The sequence below is a fragment of the Buttiauxella ferragutiae genome, assembly GCF_022637515.1.
GTDB classification, from domain to species: Bacteria; Pseudomonadota; Gammaproteobacteria; order Enterobacterales; family Enterobacteriaceae; genus Buttiauxella; species Buttiauxella ferragutiae.
The window spans coordinates 2,481,101-2,507,173 of sequence record NZ_CP093332.1; the positions used below are offsets into that span (position 1 = coordinate 2,481,101).

The window sequence follows — 26,073 nt, forward strand, 5'->3', positions numbered from 1 at the left end:
ATGTGAGAAATGTCACGGAAAATACCGCGAGCCTGATATCCGACGTAGAACAGAGAAAGGGGGGCGAGAGCCCACAAAAAAAGCTTCTAAAACAACAAACGGGAGCACAAAGGCTCCCGTCAAAACGTCATTATTATTGTGCTGACGGTCAAGCCGTAAATAAGTATAGGCTCGCCCAGGCGGTGATTCAATGAAATATTGTTAGCAAGCTAACTACATTGCTGTCACGCAAACGATACATTAATGTGCATCGGATTCAGCAGGTTGCCAGACTTTGACATGACTACGGCGTTGCAGCAAGTAGCCCAACATGGCTAAGACGATGGTCACCAACATGACGCTGGTGGTGGTCAACAACGGGGTTGCGACCAACCATGACACCATCAAACTTGCCAGGAAGCACAAACCTAATTGCAGCGTATTTTGCAATGCAGCTGCTTTACCGGTGGCCTGTGGGAATGGCAACAAGGCTGAAGCAACGACGATCGGGTAAATCGCACCATTAGCAATCGCCATCACGCAGAATGGAATCAATAGCAGCGTGAGGCTGGCATGGCCGCTGACCGCCACACCCCAGGTACCGAAAATGCTCAGGGTGTAGAGCGCAAGTAACCATGGCAACATTTGCTTGCCTTGCCATTTTTGCAGCGCGCTACGGCAGCCGTAGCCGCCAATCAAGAAGGCGATGGTTTGCGGCACATAACTCAGGCCAATAACCGCCGGGCTATAACCCATATCGTTAAGAATGAATGGCGAACCGGTCAGCCAGGCAAAGAAGCTGGCGGAGCAGGCGGCATAAATCAATACGTTCCCGCTGTACACGCGTGAGCGCAGCAAAGAGGTAAAGCTGACTTTATTATCTTCGGTTTGCGGATGATGCTGAGTGCGGGGTTTCAGACGTAAAGTCGGGATCATCAGCACCAGCGTGATGGCAAACAGGGTAGCGAAAATCGCCTGCCAGTCAAAGTGAGTCAAAATCCAGCTACCGAGCAGCGGTGCCAACGCCGGAGACAAGCCAACCAGTGGCATAATGGTGGCGAAAATACGGTTAGCGCGATTCGCCGGATAGTAATCGGTCACCAAAGCTTGCCAACTGACGGCCGCAGAACAGACGCCAACCGCCTGAACAAAACGCAGTACCAGTAGCGCGGTGGCGCTTTCAACCCACAGCATGCCGATACAACCGATGGCGAACAGGCTTAAACCCGCCAGTAATACCGGTTTACGACCGAAGTGGTCTGACAATGGACCCCACATCAACTGGGCAAACGCAAAGCCGGCAAGGAACAGACTCAGGCTGGCACTGACGGCAGAGGCGTCGGTCTGTAAATCTTGCTGAATGGCAGCGAAAGCAGGCAGATACATGTCTGTGGCGAGGAACCCCAGCACACTTAATCCGGCCAGCCAGATAAGAAATCCTTTTGATGGTTGCATAATTTTCTCTTGTTTTATCTTGCAGGTTAATCGCCGCGAGAGTGTACGGAGTGCAATTACGCTTGTGAAACGCTAATATTTGTAGGTTGCGTTCAAAAAATTTGTGAGCAAAGAAATGTGGTCAGAATACTCGCTGGAAGTCATCGATGCGGTAGCGCGCAATGGCAGCTTCAGCGGTGCAGCACAAGAGTTGCACCGCGTTCCGTCTGCCATTAGTTATACGGTGCGGCAACTCGAAGATTGGTTAGCCGTTCCGCTATTCGAACGTCGTCATCGGGATGTTGAATTAACCCCTGCTGGCGTCTTTTTTCTCAAAGAAGGCCGCTCTGTTATCAAAAAAATGATGACGACACGGCAACAGTGCCAACAGATCGCCAATGGATGGCGTGGTCACCTGGCGATTGCAGTTGATAACATTGTAAAACCGGAGCGAACGCGGCAACTGGTGCTGGATTTCTATCGCCATTTTCCTGATATCGAATTACGTATCTTTCAGGAAGTGTTCAACGGCGTGTGGGATGCGCTGGCGGATGGACGCGTAGAAGTGGCGATTGGCGCGACTCAGGCGATTCCGGTTGGGGGGCGTTATGCCTTCCGTGATATGGGAACGTTGAGCTGGCGTTGCGTGGTGGCTTCCTCGCACCCACTGGCACAGTGCGATGGGACGTTAAGCGATGATGACCTGCGTGCCTGGCCATCGCTAGTTCTGGAAGATACTTCGCGTTCATTACCAAAACGAATTACCTGGCTGTTAGATAACCAGCGCCGCGTGGTAGTGCCTGATTGGGCGTCCGGTTCGGATTGCTTGAGCGCGGGGTTGTGTATCGGCATGGTGCCGTTACATATTGCCAAACCGTGGGTTGCTTCAGGGAAATGGCGCGAATTAACGCTGGATAATCCATTCCCTGACGCGGCATGTTGCCTGACATGGCAGCAAAACGATGCATCGCCAGCGTTGGCCTGGCTGTTGGATTACTTAGGCGATAGTGACACGATGAATCAGGAGTGGCTACAGGAGCCGCTGTAAGTCTGCTGGATGTCGCTTGCGCGACATCCGACACACACTTAGCGGCGATAATCGCGAAACGGGCCATCAGCCACAGAGCGGCGTTCAATCAGACGCGGGTGAACCTCAATCGACTGCGACTCTTCGCGTTTGTTGACGATTCTATCCAGCAGCATATTAAACGCCGTTTCCCCTAGCGAATCTTTCGGCTGGTGGATGGTGGTCAATGCCGGTGAGAAGTAACGCGCGTTGCGCACGTTGTCGTAACCGATAACGGAAATATCCTGCGGCACGCGCAGCCCCATTTCATCAGCAGCGCAAATAGCACCCATCGCCATAATGTCGCCGCCACAGAATACCGCTGTTGGGCGATGAGACTGGCCGATGATCTGCTGCATGGCGCGGTAACCTGATTCAGGTTCAAAGTCACCCTGAACAATCCAGTTTTCCGGAATGGAAATTCCCGCTTCTTCCAGTGCTTTCATAAAGCCTGCGTGGCGGCCGCCACCGGTGTTACGTTCCATTTGCCCGGGAATGGCGCCAATTTCGCGGTGGCCGCGTTCAATCAAATAACGTCCAGCAAGATAACCGCCGTGGAAAGCGTTATCGACCACGGAGTCGGTGAAATCGGCACGAGCCTCGCCCCAGTCCATCACCACCATAGGGATGTGACGGTACTCTTCAAGCATGGTGAGCAATGATTCAGGATATTCAGAGCACATCACTAACAGGCCATCGACTCGCTTTTGTGCCATCATCGATAAGTAAGCGCGCTGCTTTTCAAAGTTGTTGTGCGCGTTGCCCAAAATCAGGGTGTAGCCTTTTTCAAAGCAGCTATTTTCCACCGCTTCGATTATCTCGGCGAAATAGGGTGCTTCACTGGAAGTGGCAAGCAGACCAATCGTTTTGGTGTGATTAACTTTCAGGCTTCGTGCTACGGCGCTTGGCGAGTAGTGCAATTCTTTAATTGCTGCCCACACCGCATTGCGCGTTTCTTCCGCCACAAAACGGGTTTTGTTAATCACATGTGATACGGTTGTAGTGGAAACGTTTGCGCGCTTCGCCACGTCCTTGATTGTCGCCATTAAAATTCACTCCGGGCTATATCGTAAACCCTTGATTGCTATTATGTTAAACGTTTGCGTACGCTGACTCCACAGGCAACATGATGGTTGCAGGTATGCCGGGATTGCGACATAAAACGGGAGGAGGGCATTGAATTGACGATACGCAACAAATTAGCGAGGGATTTTGGCCTATCCAGGCGAAAAGTGGAAGAGGGAAAATTGATATCAGATTAAAACCTGGAGGATTTTTATCTCTGGTTGTGGGAAAATCACCCTGACACATCGATTGTATGGATATAAAAGGAGTTTAATGATGAGCACCGATTTGAAATTTTCAATCACGACGACGGTAATTGTTTTGGCTTTGATTGTTTTCGGCGCACTAACTGCCGTACTGCACTGATTTTTACGCTTTGATCAAGATGGGCCGCAAATCGCGGCCCATTTACTTTTGCATTAAGCTGCTAAATTCTTCGCAACAAATGCCCAGTTCACCAGCGCCCAGAAATGCTCAAGGTAGCCAGCACGAGCATTGCGGTAGTCGATGTAGTACGCATGTTCCCACACATCCACAGTCAACAGCGGTTTAGCTGCAGTCGTCAGTGGGGTGCCAGCGTTAGAGGTAGAAACAATCGCTAATGCGCCATCTTCCTGTTTAACCAGCCATGTCCAGCCAGCACCGAAGTTCTTGATAGCAGCATCAGTAAATTGCTGCTTGAACTCAGCGAAGCTACCAAAAGATTTATTGATGGCTTCCAGCAGTTCGCCAGTTGGCTCGCCGCCAGCATTTGGTGCCAGGCAGTTCCAGTAGAAAGTGTGGTTCCAGACCTGAGCGGCGTTGTTAAATACGCCACCTTCGGAAGTACGAACGATCTCTTCGAGGGTTTTACCCTCAAACGCGCTGCCTTTAACCAGATTATTCAGGTTAGTGACATAGGTTTGATGGTGTTTACCGTAATGGTATTCCAGGGTTTCGGCGGAGATATGCGGTGCTAAAGCATCTTTTGCATACGGTAGTGCAGGTAGTTCGAACGACATTGCTAACTCCTTATTATTGTTTACATCTAGACAACACTTTTAGTGCGGGTTTAGGGTAACAAATTGAAAGGGTAAGCAAAAGAGGAACACGCCTGCCCAATGAAGGGCAGGCGCAGATTTTCGACGAATTTTTAACGAATGGTTTTGGAAGTCATGACACGTTTAGCGCCAACATAGTGGCGTTGCCAGTAATCTTCGCTCAAGGAAGTGATTTGGATATCCCTGCCAGAACGTGGAGACTGAATGAACTTACCGTTGCCTACATACACGCCTACGTGATCCGCAGTGCCGCGACCTTGTGTACGGAAGAATACCAGGTCACCTGTTTCCAGCTCACCACGATCCACCGAAGAGGCATCACGCAGGTGATACATTTCGTTAGCAGTGCGTGGAATACGGAACTTCACCAAATCTTTATAGGCGTAATAAACCAGACCGCTGCAATCGAAACCGGTACGCGGTGAAGTCCCACCCCAGCGATACGGTTTGCCAATCTGGCCCATCAATTTGTTCATCGCCGTTTTCTGTGCTTTTTGCACCCGGACTTTATGCGCAGCGGCAATCGTCGTTGGTTGCTCTGCTTTGACTTTCACGCAATGCGTTTTATAACCTTTACGAGGTTTACTGCATTTTTCGGTGAGAGCAACAGGCTGGACTTTCGCGAGCTGAGAGGATTTTTTGCGGTCTTTACTGGCAAGATTTTTTGTTTTAGCACTGCTGGAGTTTTTAGCGGTTTTACTCGTTGAGGCAGTGGTTTCTTTTTTCTTGCTGGTTGTTTTGGAGGTGGTGTTGGTTTTCTTGCTGGCGGTAGTGGTTTTATCTTTACTCTTACTGCTCTTTTCTGTGCTCTTGGTTGTGCTTTTCACAACGTGCGCTTTATGCGCCGCCACGGGACGAGCGTGCTCAGACGCCTGCGTCAATGGTGTATACGGCAAGGTAAATAGCAGAGCACAGAGCGTGATAGAAATTTTTGTTATCCGCGCCACTCGACAATCCCCTGGTTAAAATGAATGCATGATAATTACCATCATGCCCGTGTATGATTTTGCGAAACCCGCCGATTCTAATCTATTAAGTGAGATAAAGTTAACAACCTTTTACCTATCGTCGTGCTGTTTCGTAACCAGTCGCAAAAAAAATCATCAAACTTAAGGTCATAAGGTGATTTATTGATCAGGGATAGGGTTAATTCCTGATTTGCAGCTACCGGAAAAGTGTTATTCTTGAGACATGTTATCCCTCCATCGCGTAGTACACAGAAACCCTGCAAAAATTGGTGTTTTCTGGAGAGGGTATCGATCGCTACAATGGCAGGCTACTGCCGAGACCAGGTTTGAGGAAGCAAGCAATGAGCACTATTGAAAAAATCCAACAACAGATTACTGAAAACCCAATCCTTCTTTATATGAAAGGTTCCCCGAAACTGCCTAGCTGTGGTTTCTCAGCCCAGGCTGTGCAGGCGCTGTCTGCCTGTGGTGAGCGTTTCGCCTACGTTGATATTTTGCAGAACCCGGACATCCGTGCTGAGTTGCCAAAATATGCCAACTGGCCGACTTTCCCACAATTGTGGGTTGATGGCGAGCTGGTTGGCGGTTGCGACATCATCATTGAGATGTATCAACGTGGTGAATTGCAGGCGCTGATTAAAGAATCTGCTGCTAAGCATAAATCTGAAGAGCCAGACGCAGAGTAATTTGCTGTTAGTTATTAAAAAGCGACCGTTAAGGTCGCTTTTTTTATGCTCACGATTCGGGGTCTGCAGGGAGTGGCAGCGGCCAGCCACCTAAACGCTTCCAGCGATTCACTATCTCGCAAAATAGCTGCGCGGTTTGCTCGGTATCATAAAGTGCAGAGTGCGCCTGGCTGCTATCAAACGGCATACCAGCAGCAATACACGCTTTCGCCAGCACCGTTTGGCCTAATGCCAGTCCGCTCAGTGCGGCGGTATCAAAGGTGACAAACGGATGAAAAGGGTTACGTTTTAATGACGCGCGTTCTGCCGCGGCCATCATAAAGCTGTGATCAAAGGTGGCATTGTGCGCCACCATAATTGCACGGTTACACCCACTGTCTTTGATGCCTTTGCGCACCATCTTAAAAATCGCATGTAGCGCGTCATATTCACTGACGGCACCACGCAACGGGTTGTGCGGGTCAATACCATTGAAGGCCAGCGCTTCAGGCTGAAGGATAGCGCCTTCGAAAGGTTCGACATGGAAATGCAGGGTTTCATCAGGCATTAACCAGCCGTCCAGATCCATCTTTAAGGTGATGGCAGCGACTTCCAGTAAAGCATCGGTTTTCGCGTTAAACCCAGCGGTTTCAACGTCAATGACTACCGGATAAAAACCACGAAAGCGGTCACACAGGCCTTGCAGTTGCGTGTTGTCAGACATCAGGATCTCTTAATACGGGGAAAAAGCAGCGCGCATTATGGCAAATTTTAAGAAGGGAAGCTAACGGGCAGGTTTACCGCCCGTTAGTTGAGTATTAGTTACCCAGGCCTTTACCCGCATCTTTGCTCTCGATGAGCTCGATTTTGTAGCCGTCTGGATCTTCAACGAAAGCGATAACGGTGGAGCCGCCTTTTACCGGGCCAGCTTCACGGGTTACATTGCCACCGTTGTTGCGAATACGCTCGCAAGCTTCGGCGGCATTATCAACGCTCAATGCGATATGGCCGTAGGCGTTGCCCAGATCGTAGCTCTCGGTACCCCAGTTATAAGTCAGTTCGATAACGGCTTCTTCGGTTTCCGGGCCGTAGCCAACAAACGCCAAAGAGTATTTATATTCTGGGTTTTCACTGGTACGCAGCAGGGTCATGCCCAGTACGTTGGTGTAAAAATTGATAGAGCGTTGCAGATCGCCAACGCGCAGCATGGTATGAAGTAAGCGCATAAATTCCTCTTTTCCCCTTCATTCTTCAAGTTGTGACGGTGTTGGCTGCACTCACTCACCCCAGTCATTTACTCAAGTAAGCTCCCGGGGATTCCTGAGCTTGCCGCCTGGCCACAACTAGAATTATTTGGGTAAAATTAAAGGGTTAATTTCTAAATGTGAGGGTAAGTATAGCGGCGAATTCACGCCGCTATCAATCGACAGGTCTTATAAAGTTGGGTAATCGGTATAACCTTCAGCACCGCCGCCATAGAAGGTTTCAGGACGTTGGGCGTTGAGTTCGGCATTGTGATGCAGGCGTTCGACCAAATCAGGATTGGCGATGTAATCGCGGCCAAAAGCGACAGCGTCGATTAAACCTTTCTCGATTAACGACTCCGCTTTCTCTGGGGTATAAGCGCCCGCGCCGATGATCACGCCGTTGAAACGTTCACGCACTTTCAGACGGAACTCTTCGCTATACGGTTTGCCGCCAGCCCAGTCAGGCTCTGACATATGCAGATAAGCGATGCCGCGCTTGTTCAATTCTTCAATCAGATACAACGCATCGGCTTCTTCATCCGGGCCGTTATCCACGTTTTGGAATGAACCGATTGGCGAGACGCGGATACCAATTCGGTCGGCACTCCATTCTTTGCTCACGGCATCGACCACTTCCAGTACCAGACGCGCACGGTTTTCGCGGCTACCGCCATATTCGTCCGTACGATGGTTGGAGGTCGGTGACAGGAACTGGTGCAGCAAATAACCGTGCGCGGAGTGCAGTTCGACCATGTCAAAACCAGCATCACGGGCGTTACCTACCGCCTGACGGAAATCATTGACGATGCCCGGGATTTCATTCAGCTCAAGCGCACGTGGCAAAGAGGTGTCGACGCGAATGGCGTGGCCATTTTCATCCCGCAGTGAGGTGCGCGTACCGGCAGAAATCGCCGATGGCGCGACAGGCGCTTGCTGGCCTGGCTGAATGCTGGAGTGAGAGATACGGCCGGTGTGCCAGAGTTGTACCGCAATGCGACCTTTTGCCGCATGAACACCGGCGGTGATTTTCTTCCACGCAGCGATTTGCTCATCGCTGTGCAGACCGGGTGCGCCTTCATAACCTTTAGCTTGCGCAGAAATTTGCGTGGCTTCACTGATGATAAGGCCGGAGCTTGCGCGCTGGCGATAATATTCGCCCATCAATGGGGTTGGGATATCGCCAGGCACAATGCTGCGAAGACGAGTTAATGGCGCCATAAAAATGCGGTTTGGTGTGGTAATGGCACCGACTTTCAGTGGGGTAAATAATTTATCTGCTGACATGGGTTATCCTTTGAATAGACCGGTCGTCTAGTAATTGAGTAAATAAAAAAGCCTGTCAGGAGACAGGCTCCGCTAATAATTGGCTAACGTGGGCGAGGGCGCATTCCAGCGGTATCGCGCTACGTGAAATTTTCGCTTGTAAGCTGGCTCCCAGCCACAGGGCATAAATCACTTGTGCCTGGTTTAACGCCGAGTCGGTTAATTTAAGGCTTGATTCGGCATGCCCCTTCTCCAGTGCATCTGCAATCTGGGAAACGATTTGCGCCGAACCTTTATTTAAGGCTGTGCGCATATCTTCTGAAAGATCACACACCTCAGCCGAAAGTTTAACCGTCAAACAACTGATCAGGCTGCCATGTTGCGAAAACCAGGTGACAGTTTCCTGATACCAGGCGATTAATTTCTCACGGTAATTCCCGCTGTCTTGCGAAAAATGCTGCTGCAATCGCAGGTTATAAGCGGTGTAATACCTCTCCAGCATCGCCACGCCAAACGCCTCTTTTGAGCGAAAGTAGTGATAGAAGGAACCTTTCGGTACTTCGGCGGTGCTTAACAGTTCGCTTAATCCCATGCCAGTAAACCCACGTTGCAGACAAAGCTGCTCGCCGGTAGCAAGAAGATGTTCACGAGTGTCATGTGCGGGATGTCTGTTCATGGAAAGAACTGTAATAGACCAGTCGGTCTAATGCAAGTATCAGGTGGCAGAATTTTTACGATATTTTTGTGGTTACGGAACAGCGAGGCGTAGTCTTTATAAAATACGGAAGTCACCAGAATAATGATTAGCAGACCCGCCAGTACGCCAACGGTGCGCGATAGCAGGGTGTACCACCAACGCGAAGGTTTGATTTTAATCGTGGCCAAAAACACTGCGCATACAATACCGGTGAGCCCAGTCCACATCAGTAATTGCGGTGTAACCAAAGTCACGACGTTGGTCATCATGTTTTTGTCGATAACTGCGCCACAGGTGAACATAAAATAGTTACAGGCCGCGCAGCCAGGCACCAAAATCACCAGTAATGGTTTACGCAACCACGGCAGGTTAATCAGGCTAAAGATTATCAACCAGGCGCTAAATAAAACCACTGGCACCGAAATGGCGAAAATCCAGCTGTGGAACGAATTTGGTTCAATAATTTCCCAGCTGCGTTTGATCAACAAGAAATTGATTATGGTGAAGAAGAACGCGCAGTAGAGATTAAACTTTGAATCGTTACACTGTAACTTTTTCAGGGTTTCCATGACAGCCATAAGTGCTCATAAGTAATGGGCACAGACTAAAGAATGAAGATTAGGTGAACCTTAATTTAAGCAAAACGGTCATCGTCCGCTATTCGGGATACGTGTTGAGAATATTCACCGCCGCGCTTGCAACATTTTGGATGAAGGGCTTCAATTGAAATAACACAAGATTACGGGGGTGAGGGTGTCTGAACAGCTAGAGTTTTTCCCGATACAAAGCCCATGTCGCGGGATCTGCCAGTCGGATGAGCGCGGCTTTTGCCGTGGTTGTATGCGTAGCCGCGATGAGCGTTTTCAGTGGCAGCAAATGAGCGATGGGCAAAAGCAGGAAGTACTGCGCTTATGCCGCCAGAGATTGATACGCAAATTACGCGCAAGCAAGTCCACTCCCCCCGAAGAACCGCAGCAACCCTCACTTTTTTAATTCGCTGATCTCGCTATACTCACTCGCAGAATTCGTTTCTTACTGAGGATAGGCTTTATGGTACAGCGCACTACGATTTCCCCGCAGGGACCTGAGTTTTCTCGGCTTGTTATGGGCTATTGGCGTTTGATGGAATGGAACATGTCCGCTCGCCAGCTGGCCAGTTTTATCGAAGAACATGTCGACCTGGGAATCACTACAGCCGATCACGCCGATATTTACGGTGGTTATCAGTGCGAAGCTGCCTTTGGCGATGCGATGCGCCTGGTGCCACACCTACGGCAGAAAATGGAAATTGTCACCAAGTGCGGGATTGCCACCACCGCAAATCCAGGCCATGCACTGGGGCACTACATTACTGACAAATCACACATCATCAGCAGTGCCGACTCTTCACTGCAAAAACTGGCTACCGACTACCTCGATTTGCTGTTAATTCACCGCCCGGATCCGCTTATGGATGCTGACGAAGTGGCTGAGGCGTTTACCTCGCTGCATCAGAGCGGCAAAGTGCGCCATTTTGGTGTCTCTAACTTCACTCCTGCGCAATTTAGTCTGCTGCAATCACGTCTGCCGTTTACGCTGGCGACTAACCAGGTAGAGATTTCCCCAGTGCATCAGCCAACGATTCTTGATGGCACGCTGGATCAATGCCAGCAACTGCGCATCCATCCTATGGCGTGGTCATGCCTGGGCGGCGGGAGCTTGTTTAATGATGAAACTTTCCAACCGTTGCGTGATGAGCTGCGTGCTGTGGGAGATGAACTGGGGGCGGAAACTATCGAACAAGTGGTTTATGCCTGGGTGATGCGTTTACCCGCGAAGCCGTTGCCAATTATCGGCTCCGGTAAGATTGAGCGCGTACGTTCAGCGATTCACTCTTTAAGCCTCGATATGAACCGCCAACAGTGGTTCCGCATTCGTAAAGCTGCGCTGGGTTACGACGTGCCATAACCACAAAAATAGCGATCTCCCGGAGCATTCGACTGGTATGGCCTATGCTTAACAGGCTGAAAGTCAATCCGGGAGATATTATGAAGCGAATTAGTCTGGCTTTTCTTACGCTATTTAGCTGTGCTGCTGTTCAGGCTGCCAGCACTGAAGTGCAAATGAATCTCGTCACGTCAAAGGGAATTGACCATTCTCTTGGCACGGTGAAAATAACCGAAACCGATAAAGGGCTGGTTTTCGCGCCCGATCTTCGAACTCTTCCTCCTGGTGAACATGGTTTTCACGTTCACGCCAATGGCAGTTGTGACCCCGGAATGAAAAACGGTAAGCCTTCGGCTGCTGAGGCCGCTGGTGGTCACCTTGATCCTGACAAAACCGGTAAGCATATGGGGCCGATGGGGGTTGGACACTTGGGTGATTTACCGGTGTTGGTGGTCGATAATGATGGCAGCGCAACTGAACCAGTCACGGCACCGCGCATGAAAACCCTTGATGAAGTCAAAGGTAAGGCGCTGATGGTTCATGTTGACGGCGATAATATGTCCGATCAACCTAAACCGCTGGGTGGTGGTGGTGCGCGTTACGCCTGCGGTGTAATTCAATAAACTCAGTGGCTGCCTGCCAGCGTTCCGGCAGGTGGCGCTTGTTCTAGCTGTGAAAGAGAGCAGTAAAGCCGCCAGATGATCCCCGCCAGTTCGCGCGCTGCCGGATTATGATGATGCGAGAGTGTTTCCGACATCCGCTGCAATTCCTGCAACGAGGTGGCTAAAGAACGTTGTTGAACCCCACGCTCGCTCATCACGTCACGCAAAGTATGAATGCACACATCACGTACCTGAGAAAGCGGGTCCGAGCGAGTTTCCCATCCGCGTAATTGCCAGACAACATGCGAACAATTTAGCAACACCACACCCCAACGCAGTAGCCAGCGGCGTGCCACGTCATCTTTACTGCTACTGAGCTGGCTGATGTGGTGATAAACCAATGACTCAAACTGATTCTCAGAATGTTGCGGTTTACGGCTAAGTTGGTCCACGAAGCCACGGCGCAATGCACGAATATGGCGGCGGCCTTTGCGCGTATCAGAACCGGGGCGCAGCACCGAAAACGCAACCCACGACAGCCCCACGCCAATCACTTTTGCCAGGTTGTCATTCAGAAAATCAGCGAAGTCATAGACTGGCGGATTGGTGACGGCAATAAACGACCCCATGAAAACTATCAGTTGCCCCCACAGTCCAGCTAGCTTGGGTTGCTGTAGCTTCAGTAACTGCATGGTTGCCAACAGCGGCAGTAAGAAAACAAGGAATTGCCACAGATCGGTGATTTGTACCATCAGGCCAAATTTGACCAGGAAGCTGAACACCGAAAGCCACAATAAGGTGCGCATTAGCAGGGTCAGCGAATTCAACGGCGATGGTACTGACGAGTAGAGCACACAACTAATGGCCGCCAGTGATAACGCACCACTCCCGGCGTCCCATTGGGTGCTGATACACCAGGCACCAGTAACGGTGATCACACAAAACGTGCGCAAAGCACTCCAGACCGCTTCGGTATTATCAGTATGACGAGTCAGTGGCGGTGTTTTTGGCGGGCTTAATTCAGCGACCGGCGTGGCATTTTCCAGCTCGCGTAACCAGCGACTGCTGTTGAGATAGAGCCAGCAAAAGTAGCGCAGGCGATGCCAGAAAGCCTGATGCCGGTAATCATCTTCAGTACTGGGGGCGATCTGCGCAAGCAGTCGTGCAATGGTGTACTTATGAACTTCTTCCCGCGCCAACTCTTTGATTAAAGCTTCGAGAACTGGCCACAAATTTTCAGGTGGGTTTGGCCAGTTCATCAACATCCGGCGCAGGCTGGAGATCACACTGGTCAGGCGCAATTGCTGATGAATGAGGTAGTTAAGCAAATTGTTCTGGCGGCGGAAACGATAATGGCTCCAGAATGCCTGAATTCTGAGTAAATTCATGGTCAAAATTTGCCCAATTACACCTTCATGCGCGGTGCGGATGGCATCGGTGGTTTCTGGTTTCCACAGCATAGATGCGTGTTCTAACAGCCGGGCGTGCATATTCCGCAGAGCTGTCAGCAGGGTGGTGCCATCCGATGTGCTGGGTAGCACCATCATCATAAATGCCCCACTCAAAATCCCGACGATCACTTCGCAAACACGCGCTTGAGTGATATCCCAAAGTTGCGTGGTATCGACGGTATTCACCATAGGGAAAGCGATGATTGCGGCGGTGTAACCTGCCAGCATAAACGCATAGGCAACGTTATTCTGGAAATGACTTGAACTCCACGTACACAGCGCCAGCCAGGACGCCATTGCGAAGGTAAACAGCCAGGGGTCGTTCAGCGTATTCCCCGCGATGATTAGCGAAGCCGTCGCACCAATCAGGCTACCTGCAACACGCCCCAAACTTTTACTGACTACACCGCCTACGGTGGGAAAACTGACCACCGCCGCTGAAGTCATCGCCCAGTACGGTTCGTCCAGATCGAGATAATAGGCAATAGTTAATGCGAGACACATCGCAATAGCGTTACGCAGCGCATAACGCCATTGCCCGGCATTCGCCTTTCCCCACGGGGTGTTTTGCCATTGCAGGGCGGAGAGTTTCATCAGCCGATTAATGCTTTATGGTAACTGTGCAGGTGGTGCCGGAAACCAGCGTAACGCCTTCGGGAATTCTATCTAATTTGATGCGCACCGGAACGCGCTGGGCGAGGCGCACCCACGGCACATTGGGTTTGATATCTGGAACTAAATTGCTGTCGCTTTCCACGCTTTGATCGTAGATAGCGCGGCCGATACTTTGCACTTTGCCGCTTAGCGGGACATGGCCGCTGTACAGCACAATCTGCGTAGTGTCACCGGGTTGGATATGGCGCAGCTTGGTTTCTTCAAAGTAACCGACCACGTAAAAAGAGTGGCTGTCGATAAGCGCAAAGACCGGTTGACCCACAGTGGCATAGTTACCGGTACGGGTCGAGAGATTGGTGACCCAACCATCAACTGGCGCGCTGACGGTTGTTTGAGTCAGTTGCCATTTCGCGTGCTCAAGTGTGGCTTCGGCAGCTTTAACTGCGGCTTGTTCGGCTTTGACATTGATATTCGCCGTATCCATATCTTCAGCAGAAATATAATTACGCGGTAAATTTCTGCGGCGTAATGCTTCATTGCTGGCTTTCGCCAGTTCAGACTGCGTTTGGGCTAGCTGCGCTTGTGCATTGAGTTGGGCAATGTGATAAGGCGTGGGGTCAATAGTGAACAGCACGGTGCCCGCTTGAACGAACTGGTTATCTTCGACATTCAACTGAGTAATGGTTCCCGACACCTGAGGGGTGATGCTGACTTGTTCGGCACGCACTTTCCCATCTCGCGTCCACGGGGATTGCATGTAATAATTCCACAACATCCAGCCAACAATAATGGCGACAGCGAAAATCAGCAGCGTGGAGAAGTACTTTATTGTTTTCATGTTATTGCTTACCACATCACTAAAATGACAAGTCCTGCGCTAACGGACAGCGAAAATAACGACAAATCCATTAATGTCGGATGCCAGATATCGCCGGAATACATCCAGTCACGCAGCAAATGATGCAGAATGAGCCAGATAAAAAAGCCAAGGATAACGGCTTTGAAAAGAGGGGGAAAGTAGATGGAAGCCCCGACAACCAAGTCCTGAAGAGGTAAGCCTGATGTTATAAAACTGAATATCACGTCAGATAATCCTTTAAATTACTGGGGATGACTGCCGTTTCCCCTGACTTAGTTGTAAACTAAAAGTATAGCTGGTTGCTTAACATCAGCAAAAGTAAGGAATTTAATTTTTCAATGAATGCCTGCACAATAGTTTAAAATCAGTATAATAAGTTAGCAAGCTAATTATAAGGAGATGAAATTGGAATCGCCACTAGGATCAGATCTGGCAAGGTTAGTGCGCATTTGGCGTGCTCTGATTGACCATCGTCTAAAACCTCTGGAGTTGACACAGACGCATTGGGTTACGCTGCACAATATTCATCAGTTGCCGCCCGAGCAGTCACAGATTCAGTTGGCGAAAGCGATTGGTATCGAACAACCCTCATTGGTCAGAACGCTCGACCAGCTTGAAGAGAAAGGGCTTATTTCACGTCAAACCTGCGCGAATGACCGCAGGGCAAAACGTATTAAGCTTACTGAACGCGCTGAGCCAATCATCAATGAGATGGAAACGGTGATTAAAAAAACGCGCAATGAGATTTTGTTGGGGATCAGTTCCGACGAGCAAGCGCTACTTCTTGATCTGATTAATCGACTGGAACAAAACATCGTTCATCTTCAGACTAAAGAGTAATTTCTCTCAGTAAGCCTCATCTCTCGGTGAGGCTTACTCTTTAGCAAACTTCGCGCTACAAACTTTGTTCCACCGCAATAAAGTAGGGCGACCTGCAAGCAAGCCACCTCTTCATTATTAATTTGGTGATACAGTCGTTTGGCTGCCGTTGCTGGCGATTCTTACACGTTGACCAGCAGCAAACTGGGTCTTACCTTGTTTTTGCACGACCAGAATAGTATTGCCATCATCTTTACGGATTTCCAGCTCAACACCATCAGTTTTGTTGATGGCGCTCTGGACGCTCTGACCCGCTACGCCACCTGCCACAGCACCTGCAGCTGTAGCCAGTGAACGGCCCGAACCGCCGCCGACAGTATTACCCAGGAAACCACCCAGAACTGCACCACCAATCGCGCCCATCACATTTGAATCATTGCCAGCCTGGATTTGTACCGGGCGAGTGGAGACCAATGTGCCGTAAGTTACGCTTTGAACTTGCTTAGCATCTGAGGCGCTATACACATCGCCTGAAAGCGTACTGGTGTTAGCGCAACCAGCCAAAGTTAAACCTACTAACGAGACCGCCAGTATACGTGAAATCATTTGTGACTCTCCTGATCATCTTAAAACGCCCAACCGAGCATCCATCGGGCCTAATTATATGGTATTTAGGTGCCGAATTTAATATTAGTTCAGCCACATGGTCGCATTGATTCTAGATAAGTGAGTTTTAACAGGGCTTAAACCATTTGCCATTGTTGAGGTATAACAGCGCTTTCAATATCATTTTGTGACGCAACGTGGTTAAAAACTATTAATCAATCACTGTGTTGAATGTTAGTTTATGGGGCACTTAATCCCACAATTTGGCGAGCTTTCAGGAGTAACAGATGAAATCAGGGCGTTATATCGGCGTGATGTCAGGCACCAGCCTGGACGGTATTGATGTCGTTCTTGCTGCGATTGATGAACATCTTGTTGCTCAGCAAGCGAGTTACAGCCATCCCATTCCTTTGGATATTAAAAATGCCATTCTGGCAATCTGCCAGGGCCAGCAATTAACTCTTTCTCAACTCGGTCAGCTCGATAATCGACTGGGTAAATTGTTCGCTGAGGCAGTACAAACTCTGATGACCGAACAGGGCCTGACGTATACGGATATCACCGCTATTGGCTGCCATGGGCAAACTGTATGGCATGAGCCACAAGGTGAAGCGGCGCACACTATGCAAATTGGCGATAACAACCAAATTGTTGCCCGTACCGGAGTCACCGTTGTCGGTGATTTCCGCCGCCGTGATATGGCTCTGGGTGGGCAGGGCGCTCCACTAGTCCCTGCCTTCCATCAGGCTTTACTTGGGCATCCCACTGAACATCGCATGGTGCTCAATATTGGTGGTATCGCTAATCTCTCTTTGTTGATTCCTGAACAACCAGTGCGCGGTTTCGATACCGGGCCGGGAAATATGCTGATTGATGCCTGGATCTGGCGTCAGCGCGGGAAAGCCTATGATAAAGATGCGCAATGGGCGATCAGCGGCAAGGTGATTATCCCCTTACTGCAGCAAATGTTGAGTGATCCTTACTTTGCGATGCCAGCACCAAAAAGTACCGGGCGCGAGTATTTCAATTATGGATGGCTTGAGCGGCAGCTCGCAGCATTCCCTGGGCTTGCCGGAGAAGATGTCCAGGCAACGCTGACCGAACTGACTGCAGTAACGATTTCAGAACAAGTATTGTTGAGCGGTGGTTGTGAGCGCTTGATGGTGTGCGGTGGGGGAAGTCGCAATCCTTTATTGATGGCTCGTTTGGCAGGGCTGCTGCCAGGAATCGAAGTCACGACAACTGACGAAGCAGGAATCAGTGGCGATGACATGGAAGCGCTGGCTTTCGCCTGGCTTGCCTATCGAACGTTATCTGGATTACCGGGCAATTTACCTTCGGTAACGGGAGCATCGGCTGCTAGCGTGATAGGGGCAATTTTTCCTGCCAACCCACTGTACAATATTCCCTGAAAAATCAGAGTTAACTGAAATTAACTTAAGCACTAAATCTCTAAACTGAAGTGAATGGGGGAAGTTATGCTCCCCCTTTATAAGAAATAATAAGAACTTCAGGATATGCAGATGAAAAAACTACTTATTGCCACCATCCCCTTCATGCTTGCCGGATGTAGCTACTACAACACTTTTGTTGAGCGTATGCAGACCGATACTTTGCAGTATCAGTGCGATGATAAACCCCTCACCGTTAAATTGAATAACCAGAAAAGCATGGTGAATTTCGTTTACGACAATGAATACTTGTCCCTGACTCAGGGATTATCGGCATCGGGTGTTCGTTATACTGATGGGGTTTACGTGTTCTGGTCGAAAGGCGATACCGCCACGGTTTATCGGAAAGACACTGTTGTGTTAGATAATTGCCAATTACAAAATCCCAAGCGTTGAGATTTCTAAGGGTGGAGCGCACAATAGCTCCACCTTACGATAGCCTGACGTAACGCCATGTCTGATAACGACTCTTTGCAACAAATTGCGCATCTGCGCCGCGAATACACAAAAGGTGGTTTGCGCCGCAATGATCTTACTGAACAACCGTTAGCCTTGTTTGAGCGCTGGTTAGCTCAAGCTTGCGAGGCAAAACTTGCTGATCCTACCGCCATGGTGGTGGCTACTGTCGATGAGAGCGGTCAGCCATATCAGCGCATCGTTTTGCTCAAACACTATGATGAACGCGGGCTGGTGTTTTACACCAACCTTGGTTCGCGCAAAGCGCATCATTTGGAAAATAATCCGCGTATTAGCCTGCATTTCCCCTGGCATATGCTTGATCGCCAGGTGATGGTGCAAGGCACTGCGGAGCGTTTATCCACCCTCGAAGTGATGAAATATTTCCACAGTCGCCCGCGCGATAGCCAAATTGGTGCCTGGGTTTCCAAACAGTCCAGCCGAATTTCCGCACGAGGTATTCTGGAAAGTAAATTCCTCGAGCTGAAACAGAAATTCCAGCAAGGCGACATTCCATTACCCAGTTTCTGGGGTGGCTATCGCGTAACAATTGAACAAATGGAATTCTGGCAGGGCGGCGAACATCGTCTACACGATCGTTTTTTATACCAGCGCGAAGGCTGTTCCTGGAAAATAGACCGTTTGGCGCCATAACATAGGGAAATTGTTGTTTTAAGCGCTGGCACTCCTGCTGTTGGCGCTTTATCCTATGTCCCCTAAGAAATTAACTCCTTTCGCCAACAGGCGGAAAGCCGTGTACCGGCCAAGGTGCAGTCGTATATAGATGGAGAATTTGATGGCGAGCATCAATTTGATAAAACAATTGCAAGAGCGGGGCTTAGTCGCCCAGGTAACGGATGAAGAAGCGTTAGCACAGCGACTGGCGCAAGGGCCAATTGCTCTGTATTGCGGCTTTGATCCTACCGCTGACAGCTTGCATTTGGGCCATCTGGTTCCACTGCTGTGCCTGAAACGCTTCCAGGAAGCGGGCCACAAACCAGTTGCGCTGGTGGGTGGTGCGACAGGTTTGATTGGTGACCCTAGCTTCAAAGCCTCAGAGCGTAAACTGAATACCGAAGACACAGTGCAAGAGTGGGTGGAAAAAATCCGCCGTCAGGTTGCACCTTTCCTCGATTTCAACTGCGGTGAAAACTCAGCTATCGCGGCTAACAACTACGACTGGTTTGGCGGAATGAACGTTCTGACCTTCCTGCGTGATATCGGTAAGCACTTCTCTGTTAACCAGATGATTAACAAAGAAGCGGTGAAGCAGCGCCTGAACCGTGATGATGTTGGTATCTCTTTCACCGAATTTTCCTACAACCTGTTACAAGGTTATGACTTCGCGTGCCTGAACAAACTGCACGGCGTGGTGCTGCAAATTGGCGGTTCTGATCAGTGGGGCAATATCACCTCTGGTATCGACTTGACTCGCCGTTTGCACCAGCAACAAGCGTTCGGTCTTACCGTTCCGTTGATCACCAAATCTGACGGTACCAAATTCGGTAAAACTGAAGGTGGCGCAGTATGGCTTGATCCGAAGAAAACCAGCCCGTACAAGTTCTACCAGTTCTGGATTAACACCGCAGACTCCGATGTGTATCGCTTCCTGAAGTTCTTCACTTTCATGAGCCTCGAAGAAATTGACGCACTGGAAGAAGAAGACAAAAACAGCGGTACCGCTCCGCGTGCGCAATACGTGCTTGCCGATCAAGTGACTCGTCTGGTTCACGGCGAAGAAGGCCTGGAAGCAGCAAAACGTATCACCAGCAGCCTGTTCAACGGCAACTTGAGCGATTTGACCGAAGCTGACCTTGAGCAACTGGCACAAGACGGCGTACCGATGGTGGAAATGGATCGTGGTGCTGACCTGCAACAGGCGTTGGTTGATTCTGAACTGCAACCGTCACGCGGCCAGGCACGTAAAACCATTGCACAGAACGCGATCACCATTAATGGCGAGAAGCAGTCTGACCCGGAATATACCTTTGCTGATAGCGATATTCTTTTCAATCGCTACACCTTGTTGCGCCGGGGTAAGAAAAATTACTGCCTCGTTTGCTGGAAGTAATTGAGAATAAACTTAAAGGGCGTGGGAAACCACGCCCTTTATTTTTGCCACCCGTTGTCATTTCGCAACCCCTAAAAAAATCGTTGCCTCCGAGTAGAGAAATGAAAAATATCCTTGCCATCCAGTCTCATGTCGTTTTCGGTCATGCAGGTAACAGTGCTGCCGAATTCCCGATGCGCCGTCTGGGCGCCAACGTATGGTCGCTGAACACAGTCCAATTCTCAAACCATACCCAATACGGTAAATGGACAGGCAGCGTGATGCCAGCCAGCCACCTCAGCGAGATTGTGCAGGGGATTGCAGATATTGGGCAGTTAAAGCGTTGTGATGCAGTACTGAGTGGTTATCTTGGCTCTGCCGAGCAGGGCGAGCACATTCTTTCTATTGTTCGTAAAGTTAAAGAAGCTAATCCGCAAGCGAAGTACTTCTGTGACCCGGTAATGGGGCATCCAGAAAAGGGCTGTATCGTTGCACCTGGTGTTGCCGAATTCCATACTCGTTATGCCATGCCAGCCAGCGACATTATTGCCCCCAACTTAATCGAGCTTGAGATTCTCTGCGGTCATGCGGTTAACACCGTTGAAGAAGCGGTCAGTGCCGCGAGAGAGCTGATTGCCCAGGGGCCAGAAATTGTGTTGGTGAAACACCTGGCGCGTGCTGCGTTCCAGCATGACCGCTTTGAAATGTTGTTGGTGACGGCAGATGAAGCCTGGCATATTCACCGCCCATTGGTCGACTTTGGCGACCGTCAGCCAGTCGGAGTGGGTGATGTGACGAGTGGACTGTTATTGGTGAATCTGCTACATGGTGCCACGTTACGCGAAGCGCTGGAGCATGTTACCGCCGCGGTATACGACATCATGGTAGTAACCAAGAAAATGGAAGAGTACGAACTGCAACTGGTGGCAGCGCAAGAAGGTATTGCAAATCCAGAGCATTATTTCACTGCAGTGAAACTGTAATAAAAAATGGCGGATGAAGCTTGCGCCTATCCGCCGTATTAATTAAATCCCTTCAGCTGTTAATGCAGCAGCCACTGCCGGACGCGCTTTCATACGCTCCATAAACGCTTCGATGTTGCTCAGCCCTTCCAGATTCAGTTTCACCGCATTCGCCCAGCGCAGCACGGTAAACAAATACGCATCTGCCACGCTAAAGCGCAGGCCCATCAGCCACTGTTTATCATTCAGCTCTTCGTCAACGTATTTGAATTTCTTCTCCAGTGCGGCACGCGCAATGGTTTTGTATTCGTCAGGCGTTGCTGGGTTGAACAACGGGGAGAAGCTCTTGTGCAACTCGGTCGCGATGTAGTTCAGCCATTCGAGAGTGTGGTAACGCGTCATGCTGCCTGCCGGAGCGAGTAGTTGGCGGTCAGGTACTTTATCCGCCAAATACTGAACAATCGCCACGCCTTCAGTTAGCAGTGAACCGTCATCCAACAGCAACGCAGGGACTTGCCCCTTCGCATTGACTTCAAGATAGTCATCACCTGCTTCGGTTTTCTTCGCCGCTAAATCGACCTTAACCAGAGAGAAATCAATACCCGTTTCACGCAGAATAATATGAGGGGAGAGGGAACAGGCACCAGCTTTATAATACAGTTTCATTACTGAACTCCTATAGGGCGCTAAGATACCTTATGTTAGTGCGCTTACCGGCAAAAAAAAAGCCGTTAAGCATGAAGCTAACGGCTTAAAATTTTATGTTTCCCGCTACATTACGCGGTAGCTGTTTCCGTAGAGGTTTCAGTTTTTTCATCACTGAAGGTCATACGGTTCAGTTTTGGTGCAATGATCATCATCAGAACAGCGATAACAGCAGTAGCGATACCGATCTGCATGAACACGTGACCGTAAACAGCCAGAGATTGCAGCGGATCAGTCACGTTCTCAGGAACCGCCATCAGGTTAGCCACTTTACCGGCAATGATTGCTGCACCAGCGGTAGTCAGGAACCAGCTACCCATGATGAAGCCCATCAGACGCTGTGGTACCAGTTGTGCAACCATTGCCAGGCCCAGGCCGGAAATCATCAGCTCACCGATACTCTGCAGCGCATAGCTCAGAATCAACCAGCTAACCGATACGATACCGGCGTCAGATGCGAACTTAGCGCCAACAGGCAGTACCAGGAAGGCCAGGGAACACAGCACCATACCGAAGGCAAATTTATGCGGCATCGGCATACGGTCGCCCATTTTATTATAGATAGCGGCCAGAATTGGGCTGCCGATCATAATCCAGAATGGGTTCAGTGCCTGGAACTGCTCCGGTTCGAACGTAATACCCAGAATCGCGTGCTCTACGTTACGAATAGCAAAGAAGTTCAGAGAAGTAGGCATTTGGCTGTACAGCACGAAGAACACAATCGCTTCAACCATCAGGATGAACGCAACAATCATCTTGCGACGCGCAGCGCCCTGCATGGCAAAGGCTTCTTTAGCAAAGATAATCACGATGCCCAGAGCCACAACGCCCAGTACCATACGTGCGATACCCTGGTTGTGCAGCAGCCAGGTTGCAGCTGTTACCAGCACAATGACGCCCGCGATAGTGGCAATCAGTTTACCGAAGTGAACAGGTTCAAAGTCTGGTTTGGAGCCGTAGTCTTTTACCCATCTCTTACAGAACATGAAGTTCACAAGAGTAATCAGCATACCGACGAAGCTGAGGGAAAACGCAACGCTCCAGCCGTACTTCGCAGCAAGCCACGGTGTGGCAAGCATAGAGAAGAACGAACCAATGTTGATGGACATATAGTACATAGTAAATGCACCATCAAGACGCGGGTCATCCTTCGCATAACAGGTAGAAAGCAGGGCCGACGGGTTAGCCTTGAACAGACCGTTACCCACAGCGATAGTCGCCATACCCATGTACACCACTGCCACATCATGACCGGAAAATGCCACCAGCGCATAACCGATAGCCAGTACGATAGTACCGAGCATAATGACACGTTTGGTGCCGAGAACTTTATCGCCCAGCCAACCACCAATTGCTACTAAGCCATAGACCAGTGCACTGAAGGAAGAGAACAGGGTGATGGAGTCAGCTTCGGACATCCCAAGCATTTTGACCAGATAAACGGCCATGATGCCCTGGAGGCCGTAGTAGCCAAAACGCTCCCATAATTCGATAGAGAAAATCAGGTAGAACGATTTAGGTTGTTTGAAAGCATTCAGACTGATGCTTTCTGCTGGTTCTTTGTTTGCAGTCGACACATATACCTCTTTTTTTACATCCCAATTTAACAGGAATTTTTTAAGCGTTATGCCGAGTGTGCATTCGCTTTTTTAGTTATAAGAAAGGGGAAACGGCGGGTAATGTTCACTATCCTGAGGCTTCAGGCAAGAGGTTTGTAACGATCTGTTACATTTATCCCGTGCAAGATAAAGCTCCGCAAACCAAATTGTTATTCAGCGTTAAATTTTATCAAAATGCGCTTTACCAATTTATTCTCTCATAAAATGATAAAATAACGGCAATTTAGTTATATGTTCTGCTCTACTGGCAAATGTGTAGTGATATAGGCCAGGTGTAAAGATTTGTACAGGTAATTGTCCTGCCTGGTTGGAGTTATCACTGTGTATTACGTGGTTATTTGTTTCATTTTGATGACCAAAATTTAACATCAAGTTATCAGCGTGATCTTCGTCACATATTTATGGAAAATTCTTATCGTAAAAAAACGATTAACCTGGTCGGGTGATTATTCACCAGATGAAGTAAGTGAAGTGGTAACAATACGCAGAACAAATGAATGGATTTATTGGTATTGGCAGCTATGAGGAAGTGTATAAGGGAATGGAATGCCCTGCTTCTTAAGAAGCAGGCGGGAAATCAGAGTTCAACTTTCTCTTTGAATTCGCACAGATCTTCAATGATACATGAGCCACAGCGCGGTTTACGAGCAATGCAGGTGTAACGGCCATGAAGGATTAGCCAGTGATGGCAATCGACTTTAAATTCTGCCGGAACCACCTTCAGCAGCTTTTCCTCAACCTGCTCAACATTTTTACCTGGTGCAAAATTAGTGCGGTTACAAACGCGGAAAATATGGGTGTCGACGGCAATAGTGGGCCAGCCAAATGCGGTATTGAGCACCACATTGGCGGTTTTACGCCCTACACCAGGCAGGGCTTCCAGGGCCGCTCTGTCTTCAGGGACTTCACCGTTATGTAGCTCAATGAGCATCCGGCAGGTCTTGATGACGTTTTCCGCCTTGCTGTTAAACAGGCCAATGGTTTTGATATACGACTTCACGCCGTCCACGCCTAAATCGAGCATAGCTTGTGGCGTATTCGCCACCGGATACAACTTTGCCGTGGCTTTATTGACACTGACATCAGTGGCCTGCGCTGACAGCAGAACCGAGATCAGCAATTCAAACGGTGAGCTGAAATTCAGCTCCGTGGTTGGGTGAGGGTTGTTATCACGCAGACGTGTCAGGATCTCTAGCCGCTTGGTTTTATTCATTACGCTTTCTCTGGATTCCCTTCCGGTGCCGTCGCTTTCGCGGTACGGCGCGTTTTCATTTTTTCATCGATCAGATACTTCACCGCCAGCATCAAACCCAGGCCGATGAACGCACCCGGTGGCAACATCGCCAGCAGGAAAGGGGTATCGGTGTGGAAGACTTCAATGCGCAGCACCTTAGCCCAACTGCCAAGTAACGCATCAGCCCCATCAAATAACGTTCCGTTGCCAATGATTTCGCGCAGGGAGCCTAATACAAACATGGCACTTGTGGCACCCAGGCCAATGGCAAGCCCATCGAGGGCGGCCAGTGGCACACTGCTTTTGGCGGCGAACGCTTCGGCGCGACCGATGACAATACAGTTGGTCACAATCAGCGGAATAAATATCCCCAAAGACTGATATAAACCATAAGCATAGGCGTTGATGAGCATTTGTACGGTGCTGACAACCGAGGCAATAATCATCACGTAAATGGGGATGCGAATCTCTGCCGGAACCCAGCGGCGCAGGGCAGAAACGGCACTGTTAGTCAGCACCAGCACCAGTGTGGTTGCCAGACCAAGCCCGAGGGCATTGGTGGCGGTTGATGTTACTGCCAGCAGTGGGCACAGGCCCAACAATTGCACTAGTGCGGAGTTATTTTTCCATAACCCCTGAACGACAATATCTTTTACTTCGCTCATGGCTGTGCTCCACAAACAGGAAGGTTATCAATTTGCGATGGTAATGTTTTAGCGAACAGTCCCGCTCGTTTTACCGCATTGACGACTGCACGTGGTGTGATAGTGGCCCCGGTAAATTGATCAAACTGCCCACCATCTTTTTTCACCGCCCAGCTTGGGTCATCACTGCCACGAATGGTTTTACCGGCAAAATGGGTAATCCAGTCACTCAGTCGGGTTTCTATTTTATCGCCCAGCCCCGGAGTTTCATGGTGTTCTGTGACACGTGACCCCAGTACCTTGCCATTAAAATCGGCCGCAACCAGTAATTGAATGGCGCCAGAATAGCCGTCAGGCGCTGTCGCTTCCATCACCACGGCAACGGGCTGTTGGCCTTTACGCGCCACGTAAATATGGCGTTCACCTTTGCCCAATTGTGGCTCACTGACGACCAGGCAACTGGACTGAATATTATTGTCGTAGAGATCGGGGGAAATCACCTGATCAAACAATAGCTTTTGTTGGGCCACGGCCTGTTGCTCGATGGTGTCTTTGGTTAACGCATTGACGACTGCCGTAAGTCCGGTCGCCATTACGGCAAATAGCGCCAGAGTCACGCCATGTTTTTGCATTGTTTTCAGCATGACGAC

General features: G+C 49.7%; 30 protein-coding genes. 12 read left to right on the plus strand and 18 right to left on the minus strand.

From position 1 onward, the window contains the following. Positions 1-240: 240 nt before the first annotated feature. The gene (punC, locus tag MNO13_RS11415; protein ID WP_064546237.1) at positions 241-1,434 is read right to left on the minus strand and encodes a purine nucleoside transporter PunC; all 1,194 of its coding nucleotides are present in this window, start codon (positions 1,432-1,434) and stop codon (positions 241-243) included. Positions 1,435-1,549: 115 nt separating this feature from the next. On the opposite strand from punC, the gene punR reads away from it, so the two are divergent. After that, positions 1,550-2,461 carry a DNA-binding transcriptional activator PunR gene (punR, locus tag MNO13_RS11420; protein ID WP_121813587.1) on the plus strand — a complete coding sequence of 304 codons (912 nt, stop codon included), beginning with the start codon at positions 1,550-1,552 and terminating at the stop codon, positions 2,459-2,461. 38 nt (positions 2,462-2,499) lie between these two features. Here punR and purR read toward each other — a convergent pair whose 3' ends face one another. After that, positions 2,500-3,525, minus strand: coding sequence for an HTH-type transcriptional repressor PurR (gene purR, locus MNO13_RS11425; RefSeq protein WP_064546241.1), 1,026 nt, complete (start codon positions 3,523-3,525; stop codon positions 2,500-2,502). A 295-nt stretch (positions 3,526-3,820) separates the two neighbouring features. Between purR and cydH the strand changes: the two genes are divergently transcribed. After that, positions 3,821-3,910 carry a cytochrome bd-I oxidase subunit CydH gene (gene cydH, locus MNO13_RS24530; protein ID WP_115628380.1) on the plus strand — a complete coding sequence of 30 codons (90 nt, stop codon included), beginning with the start codon at positions 3,821-3,823 and terminating at the stop codon, positions 3,908-3,910. Between the two features lie 53 nt (positions 3,911-3,963). Here cydH and sodB read toward each other — a convergent pair whose 3' ends face one another. Together sodB and MNO13_RS11435 are read right to left on the minus strand one after the other, a co-directional pair. Beyond that, a complete protein-coding gene (gene sodB / locus MNO13_RS11430) occupies positions 3,964-4,545 on the minus strand; it encodes a superoxide dismutase [Fe] (protein WP_064546243.1) in 582 nt (193 codons plus the stop codon). 131 nt (positions 4,546-4,676) lie between these two features. After that, positions 4,677-5,531 carry a C40 family peptidase gene (locus tag MNO13_RS11435; RefSeq protein ID WP_064546245.1) on the minus strand — a complete coding sequence of 285 codons (855 nt, stop codon included), beginning with the start codon at positions 5,529-5,531 and terminating at the stop codon, positions 4,677-4,679. 362 nt (positions 5,532-5,893) lie between these two features. On the opposite strand from MNO13_RS11435, the gene MNO13_RS11440 reads away from it, so the two are divergent. Further along, positions 5,894-6,238: a Grx4 family monothiol glutaredoxin gene (locus MNO13_RS11440; protein ID WP_064511765.1), complete on the plus strand. Its 345-nt coding sequence runs from the start codon at positions 5,894-5,896 to the stop codon at positions 6,236-6,238. Between the two features lie 49 nt (positions 6,239-6,287). Here the strand turns inward: MNO13_RS11440 and rnt are convergent, their stop codons facing one another. From rnt to MNO13_RS11465, 5 genes are all read right to left on the minus strand, one after another. Further along, positions 6,288-6,941 carry a ribonuclease T gene (gene rnt, locus MNO13_RS11445; protein WP_237931838.1) on the minus strand — a complete coding sequence of 218 codons (654 nt, stop codon included), beginning with the start codon at positions 6,939-6,941 and terminating at the stop codon, positions 6,288-6,290. A gap of 94 nt (positions 6,942-7,035) precedes the next feature. Further along, a complete protein-coding gene (gloA, locus tag MNO13_RS11450) occupies positions 7,036-7,443 on the minus strand; it encodes a lactoylglutathione lyase (protein ID WP_064546252.1) in 408 nt (135 codons plus the stop codon). Positions 7,444-7,650: 207 nt separating this feature from the next. Further along, positions 7,651-8,748: an alkene reductase gene (gene nemA / locus MNO13_RS11455; protein ID WP_064546254.1), complete on the minus strand. Its 1,098-nt coding sequence runs from the start codon at positions 8,746-8,748 to the stop codon at positions 7,651-7,653. A 55-nt stretch (positions 8,749-8,803) separates the two neighbouring features. Beyond that, positions 8,804-9,403, minus strand: coding sequence for a TetR/AcrR family transcriptional regulator (locus tag MNO13_RS11460; RefSeq protein ID WP_241940006.1), 600 nt, complete (start codon positions 9,401-9,403; stop codon positions 8,804-8,806). Next, on the minus strand, positions 9,400-10,002 hold the full coding sequence (locus MNO13_RS11465; protein ID WP_241940007.1) for a phosphoethanolamine transferase domain-containing protein: 603 nt from the start codon (positions 10,000-10,002) through the stop codon (positions 9,400-9,402). Before MNO13_RS11465 ends, MNO13_RS11460 begins: the two co-directional genes overlap by 4 nt. Before the next feature lie 175 nt (positions 10,003-10,177). On the opposite strand from MNO13_RS11465, the gene MNO13_RS11470 reads away from it, so the two are divergent. The 3 genes from MNO13_RS11470 (at position 10,178) to sodC (ending at position 11,973) form a co-directional block, all read left to right on the plus strand. After that, positions 10,178-10,417 (plus strand): DUF1289 domain-containing protein, encoded by a 240-nt coding sequence (locus MNO13_RS11470; RefSeq protein ID WP_074388561.1) that lies wholly within the window; start codon positions 10,178-10,180, stop codon positions 10,415-10,417. 57 nt (positions 10,418-10,474) lie between these two features. Beyond that, positions 10,475-11,371 (plus strand): aldo/keto reductase, encoded by an 897-nt coding sequence (locus MNO13_RS11475; protein ID WP_121813582.1) that lies wholly within the window; start codon positions 10,475-10,477, stop codon positions 11,369-11,371. Between the two features lie 80 nt (positions 11,372-11,451). After that, positions 11,452-11,973, plus strand: a complete 522-nt coding sequence (sodC, locus tag MNO13_RS11480) for a superoxide dismutase [Cu-Zn] SodC (RefSeq protein ID WP_064546567.1) — start codon at positions 11,452-11,454, stop codon at positions 11,971-11,973. 2 nt (positions 11,974-11,975) lie between these two features. Here sodC and MNO13_RS11485 read toward each other — a convergent pair whose 3' ends face one another. Genes MNO13_RS11485 through MNO13_RS11495 form a run of 3 tightly spaced genes read right to left on the minus strand, consistent with a single transcriptional unit; the run spans position 11,976 to position 15,101 of the window. Further along, positions 11,976-13,997 (minus strand): FUSC family protein, encoded by a 2,022-nt coding sequence (locus MNO13_RS11485; protein ID WP_241940008.1) that lies wholly within the window; start codon positions 13,995-13,997, stop codon positions 11,976-11,978. A gap of 7 nt (positions 13,998-14,004) precedes the next feature. Further along, positions 14,005-14,856 (minus strand): efflux RND transporter periplasmic adaptor subunit, encoded by an 852-nt coding sequence (locus MNO13_RS11490; RefSeq protein WP_232885796.1) that lies wholly within the window; start codon positions 14,854-14,856, stop codon positions 14,005-14,007. A gap of 8 nt (positions 14,857-14,864) precedes the next feature. Then, positions 14,865-15,101, minus strand: coding sequence for a DUF1656 domain-containing protein (locus MNO13_RS11495; RefSeq protein ID WP_074388562.1), 237 nt, complete (start codon positions 15,099-15,101; stop codon positions 14,865-14,867). A 175-nt stretch (positions 15,102-15,276) separates the two neighbouring features. Between MNO13_RS11495 and slyA the strand changes: the two genes are divergently transcribed. Beyond that, a complete protein-coding gene (slyA, locus tag MNO13_RS11500) occupies positions 15,277-15,717 on the plus strand; it encodes a transcriptional regulator SlyA (protein WP_064546267.1) in 441 nt (146 codons plus the stop codon). A gap of 117 nt (positions 15,718-15,834) precedes the next feature. Here the strand turns inward: slyA and slyB are convergent, their stop codons facing one another. Further along, complete coding sequence (slyB, locus tag MNO13_RS11505; protein WP_064546269.1) at positions 15,835-16,302, minus strand: outer membrane lipoprotein SlyB; 468 nt, start codon at positions 16,300-16,302, stop codon at positions 15,835-15,837. A gap of 287 nt (positions 16,303-16,589) precedes the next feature. Here slyB and anmK point away from each other — a divergent pair, with 287 nt between their 5' ends. The 5 genes from anmK to pdxY all read left to right on the plus strand — a co-directional run bounded on the left by anmK (position 16,590) and on the right by pdxY (position 21,242). Then, positions 16,590-17,714: an anhydro-N-acetylmuramic acid kinase gene (anmK, locus tag MNO13_RS11510; protein WP_064546271.1), complete on the plus strand. Its 1,125-nt coding sequence runs from the start codon at positions 16,590-16,592 to the stop codon at positions 17,712-17,714. 111 nt (positions 17,715-17,825) lie between these two features. Next, positions 17,826-18,149 (plus strand): C-type lysozyme inhibitor, encoded by a 324-nt coding sequence (gene mliC / locus MNO13_RS11515; protein ID WP_064546273.1) that lies wholly within the window; start codon positions 17,826-17,828, stop codon positions 18,147-18,149. Positions 18,150-18,206: 57 nt separating this feature from the next. Continuing rightward, positions 18,207-18,863, plus strand: coding sequence for a pyridoxamine 5'-phosphate oxidase (gene pdxH, locus MNO13_RS11520; RefSeq protein ID WP_241940009.1), 657 nt, complete (start codon positions 18,207-18,209; stop codon positions 18,861-18,863). 142 nt (positions 18,864-19,005) lie between these two features. Next, positions 19,006-20,280, plus strand: coding sequence for a tyrosine--tRNA ligase (gene tyrS, locus MNO13_RS11525; protein ID WP_241940010.1), 1,275 nt, complete (start codon positions 19,006-19,008; stop codon positions 20,278-20,280). Between the two features lie 101 nt (positions 20,281-20,381). Continuing rightward, complete coding sequence (gene pdxY / locus MNO13_RS11530; protein ID WP_064546279.1) at positions 20,382-21,242, plus strand: pyridoxal kinase PdxY; 861 nt, start codon at positions 20,382-20,384, stop codon at positions 21,240-21,242. A gap of 42 nt (positions 21,243-21,284) precedes the next feature. On the opposite strand, the gene gstA is transcribed toward pdxY, so the two are convergent. The 5 genes from gstA to rsxG all read right to left on the minus strand — a co-directional run bounded on the left by gstA (position 21,285) and on the right by rsxG (position 26,067). Continuing rightward, entirely contained in the window at positions 21,285-21,887 is a 603-nt protein-coding gene (gstA, locus tag MNO13_RS11535) for a glutathione transferase GstA (RefSeq protein ID WP_241940011.1), read from the minus strand. A gap of 110 nt (positions 21,888-21,997) precedes the next feature. After that, entirely contained in the window at positions 21,998-23,503 is a 1,506-nt protein-coding gene (gene dtpA / locus MNO13_RS11540) for a dipeptide/tripeptide permease DtpA (RefSeq protein WP_064546283.1), read from the minus strand. 619 nt (positions 23,504-24,122) lie between these two features. Next, positions 24,123-24,758 (minus strand): endonuclease III, encoded by a 636-nt coding sequence (nth, locus tag MNO13_RS11545; protein WP_241940012.1) that lies wholly within the window; start codon positions 24,756-24,758, stop codon positions 24,123-24,125. Beyond that, positions 24,758-25,444, minus strand: coding sequence for an electron transport complex subunit E (locus tag MNO13_RS11550; protein ID WP_064546287.1), 687 nt, complete (start codon positions 25,442-25,444; stop codon positions 24,758-24,760). The genes nth and MNO13_RS11550 overlap by 1 nt, the downstream gene beginning before the upstream one ends. Next, positions 25,441-26,067 (minus strand): electron transport complex subunit RsxG, encoded by a 627-nt coding sequence (gene rsxG / locus MNO13_RS11555; protein ID WP_241940013.1) that lies wholly within the window; start codon positions 26,065-26,067, stop codon positions 25,441-25,443. The genes MNO13_RS11550 and rsxG overlap by 4 nt, the downstream gene beginning before the upstream one ends. Positions 26,068-26,073 lie beyond the last annotated feature (6 nt).